Source organism: Kocuria carniphila, assembly GCF_004136555.1.
Classification (GTDB): Bacteria; Actinomycetota; Actinomycetes; order Actinomycetales; family Micrococcaceae; genus Kocuria; species Kocuria carniphila.
On the sequence record NZ_NOIT01000008.1, the window covers coordinates 106,281 to 118,822 of the forward strand.

8 protein-coding genes and 1 tRNA gene are annotated in these 12,542 nt (G+C 64.2%); 6 read left to right on the plus strand and 3 right to left on the minus strand.

The genetic code is table 11. The features are described 5' to 3' along the window. The first annotated feature begins 80 nt into the window (after positions 1–80). Complete coding sequence (locus EWV37_RS07440) at positions 81–1,259, plus strand: heparan-alpha-glucosaminide N-acetyltransferase domain-containing protein (protein ID WP_158222926.1); 1,179 nt, start codon at positions 81–83, stop codon at positions 1,257–1,259. Here the strand turns inward: EWV37_RS07440 and EWV37_RS07445 are convergent. Beyond that, positions 1,254–2,228 carry an MsnO8 family LLM class oxidoreductase gene (locus EWV37_RS07445; protein WP_129700790.1) on the minus strand — a complete coding sequence of 325 codons (975 nt, stop codon included), beginning with the start codon at positions 2,226–2,228 and terminating at the stop codon, positions 1,254–1,256. The two genes, EWV37_RS07440 and EWV37_RS07445, sit on opposite strands and share 6 nt — an antisense overlap. 56 nt (positions 2,229–2,284) lie before the next feature. Beyond that, complete coding sequence (pstS, locus tag EWV37_RS07450; protein WP_238663130.1) at positions 2,285–3,424, minus strand: phosphate ABC transporter substrate-binding protein PstS; 1,140 nt, start codon at positions 3,422–3,424, stop codon at positions 2,285–2,287. Positions 3,425–4,106: 682 nt separating this feature from the next. Between pstS and EWV37_RS07455 the strand changes: the two genes are divergently transcribed. Then, a complete protein-coding gene (locus EWV37_RS07455) occupies positions 4,107–6,263 on the plus strand; it encodes a RecQ family ATP-dependent DNA helicase (RefSeq protein WP_129700792.1) in 2,157 nt (718 codons plus the stop codon). A gap of 30 nt (positions 6,264–6,293) precedes the next feature. Next, positions 6,294–7,427: a glycosyltransferase gene (locus EWV37_RS07460; RefSeq protein ID WP_095797739.1), complete on the plus strand. Its 1,134-nt coding sequence runs from the start codon at positions 6,294–6,296 to the stop codon at positions 7,425–7,427. Positions 7,428–7,443: 16 nt separating this feature from the next. Here EWV37_RS07460 and EWV37_RS07465 read toward each other — a convergent pair whose 3' ends face one another. After that, positions 7,444–8,946, minus strand: a complete 1,503-nt coding sequence (locus tag EWV37_RS07465; protein ID WP_129700794.1) for a lipopolysaccharide biosynthesis protein — start codon at positions 8,944–8,946, stop codon at positions 7,444–7,446. 97 nt (positions 8,947–9,043) lie between these two features. Here EWV37_RS07465 and EWV37_RS07470 point away from each other — a divergent pair, with 97 nt between their 5' ends. The 3 genes from EWV37_RS07470 to EWV37_RS07480 all read left to right on the plus strand — a co-directional run bounded on the left by EWV37_RS07470 (position 9,044) and on the right by EWV37_RS07480 (position 12,482). Then, positions 9,044–10,141: a glycosyltransferase gene (locus EWV37_RS07470; RefSeq protein ID WP_129700796.1), complete on the plus strand. Its 1,098-nt coding sequence runs from the start codon at positions 9,044–9,046 to the stop codon at positions 10,139–10,141. 112 nt (positions 10,142–10,253) lie between these two features. Then, positions 10,254–10,345: transfer RNA gene (locus tag EWV37_RS07475), tRNA-Ser, on the plus strand. 181 nt (positions 10,346–10,526) lie between these two features. Continuing rightward, positions 10,527–12,482 carry a S8 family serine peptidase gene (locus EWV37_RS07480; protein WP_238663131.1) on the plus strand — a complete coding sequence of 652 codons (1,956 nt, stop codon included), beginning with the start codon at positions 10,527–10,529 and terminating at the stop codon, positions 12,480–12,482. The last annotated feature ends 60 nt before the right edge of the window (positions 12,483–12,542 follow it).

Genomic DNA, 12,542 nt, shown 5'->3' on the forward strand with positions numbered 1-12,542 from the left:
GACCCATGCAGCAGTATGTGATCCTCCCGGTGCGCCATGATGGATGTATGCCACCGTCCGCAGCATCGCCGCCACGCAGCATGTCACAGCGCGTGAAGCAGAACGTGGCCCGGTTGGAATCTCCGGGTCGGATCCCCGGCATCGATCTGGCCCGTGGCTTGGCGATCCTGGGCATGTACGTGGCTCACCTCACTGTGGTTACATCCCTGGAATGGTCCCGACCGCAGACCTGGCTCGGGGTGGTCGAGGGCAGGTCCGCCATTCTGTTCGCAACCCTCGCCGGTGTGTCCTTGGGGCTCATGGGCTCCAGGATGCGGGCGCAAGCCGGCGAACACGATGCGGCGCGCGCCCAACGCAAGCCCATCATGATCCGCGCGGTACTCATCTGGACCCTCGGGCTGCTTCTGCTCAGCCTTGACATCCCTGTGTTCGTGGTGCTTCCGGCCTACGGTCTCCTCTTGATGATCGGCGCGTTCCTGGTCACATGGTCCGGGCGGGCACTCGCCATCACGGCGGCGCTCACGGCGGCTGTCGCGCCATTTGTCGTCGCGTTGATCGACAGCGGGGGCCAACCCGAACGGGGAAGTGCTGCGGAACTCGTCTCCGACGTGCTCGGGTGGAATTACCCCTTTGTGGTGTGGCTGGCGTTCGTGGCCGCGGGGATCATCGCGGGGCGGGTGATCCGCCGCGGAATCGGCCCCACGGTGTTGTTGCTCGTGTCCGGGGTGGCACTCTCGGTGCTCGGTTACGCGGTGCTCGGCCCGGTAGGCAACCAGGTGATTGCTCGCTATGGGGCGGATCTCCCGGCCGGCTCGACCTTCTGGGCACTGTCGGTTTTTCGCGACGACCCCCACTCGAACGGGGTGGGGGAGGCGTTCGGCTCGGGAGGTTTCGCTCTTGCGGTCCTCGCGGTGTCCGTTCTCGCCGCGACGACGTCGCTGCGCTGGCTTCTGTGGCCGGTACGGGTCATCGGGTCCATGCCTTTGACGGCATACACGGCGCACCTGCTCGTCTGGGGCATCTGGATCATGGTCACACCGGGAGTGGGTTCCGACATCCACCGGTTGCATGGATTCCTGGCGCTCGATCCGTTCTGGCCGATCACCCTGGGAGTCACGGCGGGCTGTATTGCCTGGACTTTGATCTGGGGGAAGGGTCCGATGGAGCAGCTCGTTCATGTGGTATCAACCGGGGCGGGGGAGCCCAGCGGGTTGGTTGATGGCAGCAGCCCCGCGCCGGGCAAGGAACGCGGACTATAGGGCAGCCACGGCACGAGCCAAACGGGCGTCCGAGTCGTACAGCGCGGCAACGTCAAAGGTGGACGCCGTGCTCATGATCTCGTCCGCACCGGTGCGCTCCAACAGGTCGCTGATCTCCCTCACGACCCGGTCCTCCGTCCCCGCGATGACGGTCGCTAGAGATTCGGCCACGTAGCGATCTTGCCGACCCGTGCGCTGGGTGGGGAGCGACGTCGTCGGCAGGAGCGGCGGGAAGGACCCGGTGAGGCGAGATTGGGCCATGGCCCAGGCTTCCGGCACAGCGAGTGCGCGAGCTTCCGAGGACGACTCGGCCACGAAGATTTCGGCAGAGACAATTAAATACGGCTCGGCCTGTTGGGAGCTGGGGCGGAACTCGGAGCGGTACGCGTCGAAGGCCTCCGGGCCTGACCTGAGCAATGGCCCACCGACCACTGCGGGCAGACCCAGCTCCGCTGCGATCTGCAGCCCGGTGCCGGTGCCCAGCACGAAGATTGGGATATGGCCGGTGTCGGCCGGGCGAATCGTGATGTTGCCCGCACCCGTCAAGTACTCACGGACCTCCTCGATGGCCGCCGCGAATTCTCGCGGCCGAGCCTGCAACGCGCCGAGTGCTTCGCGCACGGGTTTGGTGAAGCCCAGGGAGCGACCGAGCCCCAGATCGAAGCGCTCGCCGTGCAGGGCTGTGAGTACCGCGAATTCCTCGGCGACCAGGATCGGGCGGTGGTTGGGCAGCATTACTCCGCCGGACCCCACACGAATTGTGCTGGTGGCGGCGGCAACCGCCTGGGCAAGTAAGGCCGGGGTCCCCGAGGCGACCCCGGGAACTCCGTGATGCTCGGACACCCAGAACCGCCGATACCCGGCCGCCTCTGCGCGCCGGGCTCGTTCCACCGTTTGGTGCAAAGCGGCGGAATCGGTGTGTCCCTGGCGGGTGCGGGACCGGTCGAGGAGCGAAAGTGGAATACCCATCACTCACAGAACACGGCCGCGTGGCCACTCATTCCGGGAACGCGGCATGGCGTGCACTACCGCAGCGTGATGGAGTCCAGAGCCTCCTGAGCCTCCCTGGTGAGGTTTTCGGGAAGGGGCGCGCTCTTGACCGAGTCCCCCGCCAGCTGTTGACCCTCGGGGCTGACCACGTAATGCCCGAAGGTCTTGATCAGCTCCAGAGTTTGGGGGTCACTGTAGCTCGTGCAGAACACGTGGTATGAGGCCAGGACCACGGGGTAAGCGCCCGGCACGTCGGGGGTGCGGTCGATGTCCAGAGCGATGTCGTGTTCGCCGGTACCTTCCACTCGGGAAGAGACTCCCACGGCCGTGGCTGCGGTTTCGGCGGTCACGGGCACGTACTCATCGCCTACCTTCACCCTTGCTTTGCCCAGGGATTCCCCCACGAGGGAGTCGTCCGCGTACGTGATGGCGCCCTCGGTCTGGTTCGTCACGGTGACCACACCGTTATTGCCCTGGGCGCGCTCGCTGGGAAGCGAATTGGGCCAGCCGCCGTCATGCTCATCGGTCCACACCTCGGGCGCGGCGGCCTCAAGGTAGTCGGTGAAATTCTCCGTGGTCCCGGAATCATCGGCGCGGGCGACCGGGGTGATCACGCCGTCAGGCAGGCTCACATCCGGGTTCTGATTCGCGATGGCAGGATCGTTCCACCGCGTGATCTCGTGTCGGAAAATCTTGGCGATCGTGGGCGCGTCCAAGTTCAATTCCCGAATACCCGGGAGGTTGAAGGCCACGCTGATGGGGGAGATGTAGACGGGAATGTTGATGGCCCCGCCCGGACCGCAGGTGTCCGTGACCTCGGTCTGCTCTTCCTCATCCAAGTACGCGTCCGACCCCGCGAAGTCCGTGCCACCGCCCGCGAGCGCGGAGCGACCCGCGCCTGAACCGGCTGACAGGTACTGCACGTTGGCGTTGGGGTACTTGGATTCGAACCCGGTCCGCCACGTTTGCATGGCCGCGTTCTGAGCCGATGAACCAATGCCCGTGAGGATGCCCGACAGTGAGGTGTCACCCTGTTCGGCGGCCCTGCGTTGTTCCTCACCCAAGGGGTAGTCGGAACCGCAGCCGGTCAGTGCCATTCCGGCGGCCAGCGCCAGCGCTCCGATTTTTGCGTAACTCGCTGTCTTTCGAGGGGCGCCTGTTCGGCTCATCTTCATCTCCGCGACATGTTGAGGACAGAAGACCATGGTAAACACGCATGCGCCCAAGCCGCGCATCCCGGGCCCCTCCCCACGGGGCGCTCACGCTTGCGTAAGATTCCCTGGGCGGCGCGCAGGAGTGACTTTTTCTGTGGGTCTTTGGGGGGACGTAGGTGAAGTTGACGTGTCCCCTCTTTGCGCCACGGCGCACCGGGGGTTAGTAGGTGACACGTCCCCTACAGACCTCGAAACCCTGGTTGCTAGTGCAAACGGGCACCCCAGGGTTGAGGACAGCACGTGTGATGCGGTTGAAATCGTGCTGGCAACCGAGCGGAAATCATGCTTACATACTGTTGTTACTTCAAGTACCGGGAAGCAATCAATGGTTCTGGCCAGGGGGGCCCGAACCTGTCCTTCCAAGTACGGTGAACGCGTCGAAACGCTGGGGGGCGTGAAAGCGCAATTATTCACCCGGGAGTAACGCATAGAAGTCATTGCGGGGGCTTTGGCTTCACCAGCGGATTGATCCGCACCGGCTCTGCCGGTGGACGCGCTCGCCGGGCTCGTGTTTCTTCGGGGGAAAAAACATGAGCGCGGCGGGCGCCTTCCAATTGAATGGCCCATGTCTTGTCTCCAGCCGCCTCCGGCCACTCACACCCCCTTGCTTATGCGTGTCTGATCGCGCTGAGAGACTTTTGGCATGAACCAGGCATCGGAGACAATCGACCGTCAGCTGTATGAGCAGGCCGTGAATTACCTGCGCGCGCTCACGAACACTCCTGAGGCGGCATTCCATTCCGGCCAGTTCGATGCCATTTCCGCACTGGTTCGGGATCGCCGTCGCGCCCTGGTGGTCCAGCGCACCGGCTGGGGCAAGTCCGCGGTGTACTTCATCTCCGCGCTGTTACTGCGAGCGCAGGGGCACGGGCCCACACTCATCATTTCCCCGCTGCTGGCGCTCATGCGTGACCAAGTGGCGGCGGCGGCCCGAGCAGGAGTCCGGGCGGCGGCCATTTCCTCCGCCAACCCCACGGAATGGGGAGAGATCACCGCTGCCTTGGAACGAGGGGAACTCGATGTTCTGCTGGTCTCGCCCGAGCGCTTGAACAACCCCAGGTTCCGGGACGAGCAGCTCCCGCAGTTGGTGGATCAGCTCGGTCTTCTGGTCGTGGACGAGGCCCACTGCATTTCTGACTGGGGACATGATTTCCGTCCGGATTATCGCCGGATCAAGGACCTGCTGGGACGGCTTCCCGAGTCGGTGGCCGTCTTGGCCACCACAGCCACGGCCAATGAGCGAGTTATTCAGGATGTCCGAGAACAACTGGGCGTGGGAGCTGGAGATCAGCAAGAAGTGTTCACACTCCGGGGGCCACTGTCGCGGGCATCGCTTCGGCTGGGTGTGCTGCGGTTACCCTCCACGGCTACCCGGTTGGCGTGGCTGATCGAACACCTCAACGAGCTGCCGGGCAGCGGCATCATTTACGCACTGACCATTGGAGCGGCGGAGGACACCGCGCGAGCCCTGACCGAGGCCGGCCACACTGCCGTGGCCTACACCGGACGCACGGACGCGGCCGAACGTGAAGAACTGGAAACAGCGCTCAAGGAGAACCAGGTCAAGGCCCTGGTGGCCACGTCCGCGCTGGGCATGGGCTTCGACAAACCGGACCTGGGGTTCGTGGTGCATCTGGGTGCGCCCTCCTCGCCGGTGGCCTACTACCAACAAGTGGGCCGCGCCGGTCGTGCGACCGACACCGCAGACGTTCTGCTCCTGCCGGGTGCCGAGGACCGGGAGATCTGGGAGTATTTCGCCACCGCGTCCATGCCCACGGAGGAGAAATCCGGGGCCGTGCTCACAGCGCTGGCCGAACACGGAGGGCCGCTGTCGGTCGCCGCCTTGGAAACTCGGGTCAACATCAAGCGCACGCCGCTGGAGTTGCTGCTCAAGGTGCTCGCCGTGGACGGTGCCGTGGAACGTGTCTCTGGAGGGTGGCAATCCACGGGCAGGCCGTGGGAGTACGACGCCCCTCGCTACGACCGGGTGCGGCGCGCTCGTATAGCTGAGCAGCAGGCCATGATGGATTACCAATTCACCACCGAGTGCCGCATGCAGTTCTTGGCCCAGCAACTCGATGACCGAACGGCTCAGCCATGTGGTCGTTGCGATGTGTGCGCCGGTGCCTGGTATGCCACCACCGTGCACAAGGAGGCCTCCGCGGCCGCAGACAGCGCACTCCACCGAGCGGGTGCTCCCCTGGAACCGCGTGCCCAATGGCCCAGCGGCATGGACCGGTTGGGCATCCAGATCAAGGGCAAGATCCCGGAAGAAGAACGTGCGGACCGAGGCAGGTCACTAGCCCGGCTTACGGACCTGGGTTGGGGTCAGCGGCTGCGGGAGATTTTCCGCAACGATGACAACGGGCAGCCCATGGACACCACTGTCGATGCTGCCCTGGGGCGTGCGTGCATCGGAGTGCTAGCCCAGTGGGACTGGTCCGTCCGCCCCACCGCAGTGGTCGCCATGCCGTCCCTGTCGCGCCCGGAATTGGTCTCGTCTCTCGCTCAAGGGCTGGCGACGGCAGGACATTTGCCGTTCCTGGGTGCACTACAACTCGACCAGGAAGTTCCGCGCGGCAGTCACGGCGGCAACAGCGCCTACCGTTTGGCGGAAGTGTGGGGCCGGTTCTCCGTTCCGCCCGAGATTGCGCAGGCCCTACGGGAACAACCGCAGCCGTCCATCCTGTTGGTGGACGACCTCGTGGACAGCCGATGGACCCTCACCGTTGCCGCACGTGAACTGCGGTTAGCGGGCGCCACGAATGTTCTGCCATTCGCTCTGGCCTCACAGGGTTGATTTGCGGAAATCTGTTTTATTCTGCTGATCATGCAGCAATCATCGGTTCGTTCTCTCGTGGATGTCGTGATCCCCGTTCATTCACTCTCACGGCCGCTCGGCCGGGCAGTGGATTCCGCGCGGCTTGGCGTCCAACCGCTGTCCGTGGGGGAGTACGTCATTACCGTGGTGGCACATCACCTCTCCACGGAACAGGTTCGGGGCATGCTGACCCAAGAGCAACTGGATCACGTCAGAATCATTGAGGCTCCAGCCGAAGGGGCGACTGCTGCAGCCCCCAGGACCGCGGGGTTGGAGCACACCAATGCCAAGTACATCTGCTTCTTGGACAGCGACGACAGTTATCAGCCCGGAGCGGTTGGCCGTTGGGTCAAGATCGCCGAGAAGCGCCACAGCGACATGGTGATTCCGTGGCTGAAGCACAGCAACGGCCGAACGGACATCACGCCCGTGATCCGCCCCGGGCGCACCTCCAACTTGGATCCTATTGCCGATCGCCTGGTCTACCGGGCCTCCGTGTTCGGGTTGCAACGGGTGGAGACCGTTCGCAGGCTCGGGGCCGAATTCGACTTCGGGACGAGCACCGGTGAGGATCAAGCGTTTGTCATGCGCTTGTACGCGGGAGCGGCCAGGATCGACTATGCCCCCGGGGAACCCACGTACGTGATGCACGCGGACGCCACGGATCGGGTTTCGCAAACCCCGTCCCCGGTTCGCGCGCAGCTCGAACCGTCAGTACGAATCCTGGACAAACCGTGGTTCGAGGGAGCCGCGCTTGAGCTGCGCCGGGCATTCGTCGTCAAAGTGGTTCGCATCAATGTGTTCGAAGCAGTGTCGGCTCATCTGAAGGCCGGAACCTGGTCCCAGGACGAAGCGCAGGGGACACGCGAAGCGCTTTCTCGCCTGCTCGATTCGGTGCCCGGTGCGCGGGGTGACTTTTCCAAGGCGGATCTGCACGTCATTGACCTGCTGCTTTCGGAAACACAGGAGGAGGGCCAGTTGAAAGCGGGGCTTGCCGCACGACGTCGTTTTGCCAACCCCGCCGCGCTCCTCACCGCCAAACCCGCCCACGCATTGGGGCGCGACGCACCGTTGCGTTTCATGGCTGCCGCTGCCGTCCAAACCGCGCGGGATCGCATTGCCAAGCGGCACGGGGGCAACTAACCGGGATTCTTCCTGACTACTTCTTGCTGAAACGGCCCGTGACCATGCGCAGACGCGGAGCCAGGTCGCGCCAAGACATGGCACACCAGACCAGGAGGAAGGCCACCGACGCCCCGATTGTCACCAGCAGTGAGTCGTAGCGGTACGTGAGCCACAGGCACAGCAGCGCGAGGGCATAACCGGTCAGGATCCGGAGCATCACGCCGGTCCATGGCATCCGGTCGTGAACCCACACGATGATCAGCGGAACCATGGAACTGATAATGCAGCCGATCAAGTAACCGATGGCGGCGGCCATCATGCCCAGTTCGGGGCCCCACCACACCATGGTGATGATGCCCAGGGCCATGCCGGTTGCGTTGCATAATGCCAGGGTGCGTACGCCCCAGTGCTCGCCTCCGTTGAGGCGTGAATTGGCGGCGTTGAAACTGGTGGTGGAGACGGCGAAGAACAGCACGATTAGCAGCGGAATCGCGCCTTCGAACTCTTCGTAGCGAGCGCCGTAGAGCACCATGACGAGCGGCTCGGCCCACAGGATTCCGACACCAAAGATCGGCAGGAAGACCAGGACCATCGTGCGCATGATCGCGTCCAACTGGGTCTTCATGCCGGCCATGTCCCCGGCGCTGAACATGCGCGCCACCGAGGGGGAGAGGGCCACGATCATGGCCGAGGAGAGCATGCTGGCGGGTGTCGCGATGGTCAGCGCGGCGGCGTAATGGCCGATGGCTTCTTGGCTGTCGTAATTGCCGCCGATGATCAGCGACAACTGCAACAGGCCGGCAGCCGTGAGGATGTTGATGGATCCCCACGCGGTGAACTTGAGGAGCTCACGCTTGAGCGGCTTCGAGAGTTTGCTGCCACCGCGCCTGGGCCACGCAGGGATCGCGTAGATCAGGTAGCCCAAGCACAGGGGGAGCAACAGCAGCGGGTTCAGCTCGGCCAGGAGGACCACGAGCAGCAGCGTGAGCGTGATCAACGAGCTGATGCAGTCCCAGAACGTGGTGGTCACGAACTGGTTGTTGCCCGTGCGCACGCCGCGCACAAAGTTGTAGGCGGATAGCGCAATGACGAGCAACCCTGCCGACAGCGCATAGCTGAGCGGGAGTTCCTGCGCGTAGATGGCGATGAACACTGCAGCCACCGACAGCACCGTCATGCCGACGAACGCGCTGCGGGAGGTGTACAAAGCCACGGACGCCTGCTGATCGGCGTCGGACTTGCCCCGCGCCATCGCAATGTACTTGGACGCCGCGGTGCCCGAGGCCTGGGGCCACAGGAGCACCAGGAACAGTCCCAGGGCAATGACCTGGTTGACCTGCCCCAGTTTCTCCGTGCCCAGGATGTTGCCGATGAGCAAGCTGTAGCCGAAGCGCGAGAGGCCCTGGACGAACACGGCGATCACCGTCAACGCGAACGCGGACCCGATGGGGTTGTCCTTGTTTTCGTGATTGGGCGGCGGGAAGAGTATTCGCCGCCACCGGCCTGGATCGCGGGGAGCTGCAGCGGGCGTGGTCATTATTGGGAGTCTAGGACAAGGGGCCGTCAAGGGGCTGAGGGGCACGCGCAATCCAGTGACGGGGCAGTGCAAAACACACGCTCGGTACAGTGGGGCCATGCGAATTCTGGTGGTCTCCACGTGGTATCCGACGCACGACGCGCCCTTCCGCACGCCGTTCATCACGCGGCACGTGCGTGCCATCGCCCGCGACCACGACGTCCACGTGGTCCACGTCCAGCTCCTCGACGGTTCGCCCGTCACCCAGGAAACTTACGACGGCGTTGCGGTCACCCGGGTGGGCTTCGATCCGCGCAAGCCACTCACCATGGTCAAAGCGCTGGCCGAGATCCGGCAGTGGGCGCGGTCCTCGGATGTCGTACACACTATGGCCTTCTCGTCGGCCCTCATCGCTGCGCCGGTCGTGGGCCGTACGCCGTGGGTGCATACCGAGCATTGGAATGGAGTCCTGTTCCCGGAGCACGTGAATCAGCTGTGGGAACGCACCGCGTGGCTGCGTCATGTACTGCGCCTGCCCAGGGTTGTCACGGGCGTGAGCACCTTGATGACCCGCAAACTCGAGGAGTTCGCTCGCCCCGGAGCCACGGCGTTGATCGGCAACGTGATCGACCACGCGCCGCAGGTCGCGCCCCTTCCCGACGACGCCGCGCTGCGTCTCATCGCCGTGGGTAACGCTACCGAGCACAAGGGTGCACTGGTCGCGGTGGATACGGTCGCCTGGTTGCGCGCACAAGGCCACGACGCCTCGCTCGTGTGGGACGGGGACGGGCCAATGAGGGAGCGAGCGCAGCAGCGCGCGCGGGAACGGGGAATAGCGGATCACGTGGATTTCCAAGGTTTCCGCGGCACCGAGCAATTGTGGGGTGACCTCGCTGAATCTACCGTCTTTGTCCTTCCTTCCAAGTCCGAGACGTTCTGTGTGGCAGCAGCCGAAGCGCTTGCCGCCGGCCGACCCGTGATCATGGGTGACCAGGGCGGTCAGGGCGATTTCATCACGGAGCGCAACGGCCGCATGGTGTCCGAGCGAAGCCCGGAGGCCTTCGGCCGAGCGGTCCTCGATCTGACCCACGACCCCGCAGCGGCATCACCGGAGGAGATGGCACGGGAGATCCGAGCCCGCTACGGATCGGATGCCGTCAGTGACCAACTGACCGAGCTGTACCGCCGCGCGCAAGGCGGCGAGCGCCGTCGTTGACCGGTGTGAACAGACGCTCGAGCTGCGTTGGCTTTGACCCGCGGCTCAGGTGACCGATAAGCTAACCTTCGTTGTTTTCTTGCCGGGCCCGTCCCGAACGGAAATGCGACGTGGAGACGTGCCAGAGCGGCCGAATGGACTTCACTGCTAATGAAGGGTCCGGATTAAACCGGACCGGGGGTTCAAATCCCCCCGTCTCCGCCAAAAAATCTGAGGGCCTCACATGTGAAATGTGAGGCCCTCAGTCGTGCCGTGACCTATCTAACAGTGATTTGCAGGTGTAAACTCCGAGCCACTAGCAGTTCGGAATTCCTGCCAACGGACGTCAGTCAATGAGGGCCAGCGCTGATCACGGCGACAGGGGGCTGTTTCCTAGGGGGAAACCATGAAAAAGAGCTCCGCAAGATCCTTTCTGACACTCTCACTCTCGGCGCTGTTGATCGCCACGGCCGCACCTGCGGTGGCGGCACCGCCCGAGGGACCATCACCGGAACAGCAAGCCCAAGTTCAGCCACCCACCGTGGGCGGCATCGGGTCGCTCGGTAGGGGTACCGCCACCCAGGGCACGGTGTTGCCGGAAACCGACCGCATCGTCGTGAAATTCAAGGATCAGGTGCCCGAGGTCCAGAAGGAAGATGTCCTGACCGAGGTGGAGACCACCACCGAGATCGAGGACCCGGAAATCGTCAAGACCACCGGTAACGCCGAGGACGTCGTGGAATCTGACACGATGCTCAACAAGGCCGAGCAGGAAGCCGTGGTCGAAACCATTGAGGAAGATCCGGCCGTCGAATCGGCCGAACCAGATCAGATTGTGGTCAATGCGCTCGCCGCCCACGCCGGTACCAAACCCAATGACCGCTACTGGGGCTATCAATGGGGCCCCAGAAACATTGGCGTGCCGGATGCCTGGTGGCAAGGTACCGGGGACGGCGTGGTGATCGGCATCGCGGATACCGGCCAGATCAACCACCCGGACCTGAACCAGCGCACGGTCCGCGGCTACGACTTCCTGTCCGATCTCTATCACTCACGCGACGGCAACGGGCGGGACAGCAACCCCCAGGACATTGGCGACTGGAGCCCGGGTCGACCCAGCTGGTGGCATGGTGCGCACGTCGCGGGCATTGCGGCGGCCCACACTAATAACCGCACCGGCATTGCCGGGGTCGCCCCGGACGCCAGGATCCAGCACGCACGCGTGCTGGGTGCCGATGGTCGCGGCTACGTCTCGGATATCGCCGACGGCGTGATGTGGTCGGCCGGCATTGCCATCCCGGGAGTCCCGCGGAACACGACGCCTGCCAAGGTCGTCAATCTCTCCGAAGCATGGGACGCCTCGACCTGCGCGCCCGTGATGCAGAACGCGGTCAACCGCATGCACCAGATTGGCGTACCTCTCGTGGTGGCGGCGGGCAACGCGCGCAAGAGTGCGAATCTGGCCTCGCCGGCCAACTGTGGTGGCGCGATTGTGGTGGGAGCGACGTCGTCCCACAACCGGATGACCGGCTATTCGAACTGGGGGCCGATGGTGGATGTCGTGGCACCGGGTGGCGATACCAACGCGCAGATCTGGTCCACGGTCAACAACGGAAAGTTCTCCCTGGGATCGCCCACGTACGGCGATCTGAGCGGAACGTCCATGGCGGCCCCGCACGTGTCCGGTGTGGTGGCGCTGATGAAGGAGCGCAACCCGAACCTGGGTGTGGAATCCATTCGTAACACCCTGCGCAACACCGGAGTTAATGTGAGCGGCTACCGCAAGGTGGACGCGAATCGTGCTGCTCGCGCGGTGGCGCCGACGGCGCGCGGTGCGATCGCCAGCTACTATAACTCTCGGGGTGGTGCGGCTGTGTACGGTGCCCCGACCACAGGTGAGCAGAGCACCGGAGTGGGTGGAGTGGTGCAGACATTCGTGAAGAACGGCCGGGCCACCAAGATCTACTGGTCCTCCCGAACCGGCGCTCGAGAGGTGAAGACTTGGTCAGGCATTGGGGCCAGGCACGTCTCGCTGGGCGGCGCTCGCGGGGTGGGCATCCCGTTCAACAACGAACAACCGACCTCCACGGGCGGGGCATACCAAACGTTCGTGAACCCGCAGACGAACAAGACCACCAAGATCCTGTGGAGCTCGCGCAGCCGTGCCAACCCGATCGTTGAGCGTTCGGGCATCGGTCAGACCTGGGCGCGCAACGGCTATGAGGCTAAGGCTGGGTACCCGACCACCGGCGAAGTCCGGACCTCGACCGGTACGTATCAGCGCTTCCTCAACATCAAGACCGGAGTGCGGACCCAGTACACCTGGACTCCGCGCGGGGGAGTGAAAGTGACGCGACTGTAAGGACCATTCGACCCGTCGATTCACCGTGACCAATAGTTCGTTACGCGAAGTCACTAATGC

What these genes read in the sequence shown, in the direction of transcription:
- EWV37_RS07440 (WP_158222926.1), top strand. Translation starts at nt 81, where the DNA reads ATGTCACAGCGCGTGAAGCAGAACGTGGCCCGGTTGGAATCTCCGGGT.
- EWV37_RS07445 (WP_129700790.1), bottom strand. Translation starts at nt 2,228, where the DNA reads ATGGGTATTCCACTTTCGCTCCTCGACCGGTCCCGCACCCGCCAGGGA.
- pstS (WP_238663130.1), bottom strand. Translation starts at nt 3,424, where the DNA reads ATGAAGATGAGCCGAACAGGCGCCCCTCGAAAGACAGCGAGTTACGCA.
- EWV37_RS07455 (WP_129700792.1), top strand. Translation starts at nt 4,107, where the DNA reads ATGAACCAGGCATCGGAGACAATCGACCGTCAGCTGTATGAGCAGGCC.
- EWV37_RS07460 (WP_095797739.1), top strand. Translation starts at nt 6,294, where the DNA reads ATGCAGCAATCATCGGTTCGTTCTCTCGTGGATGTCGTGATCCCCGTT.
- EWV37_RS07465 (WP_129700794.1), bottom strand. Translation starts at nt 8,946, where the DNA reads ATGACCACGCCCGCTGCAGCTCCCCGCGATCCAGGCCGGTGGCGGCGA.
- EWV37_RS07470 (WP_129700796.1), top strand. Translation starts at nt 9,044, where the DNA reads ATGCGAATTCTGGTGGTCTCCACGTGGTATCCGACGCACGACGCGCCC.
- EWV37_RS07480 (WP_238663131.1), top strand. Translation starts at nt 10,527, where the DNA reads ATGAAAAAGAGCTCCGCAAGATCCTTTCTGACACTCTCACTCTCGGCG.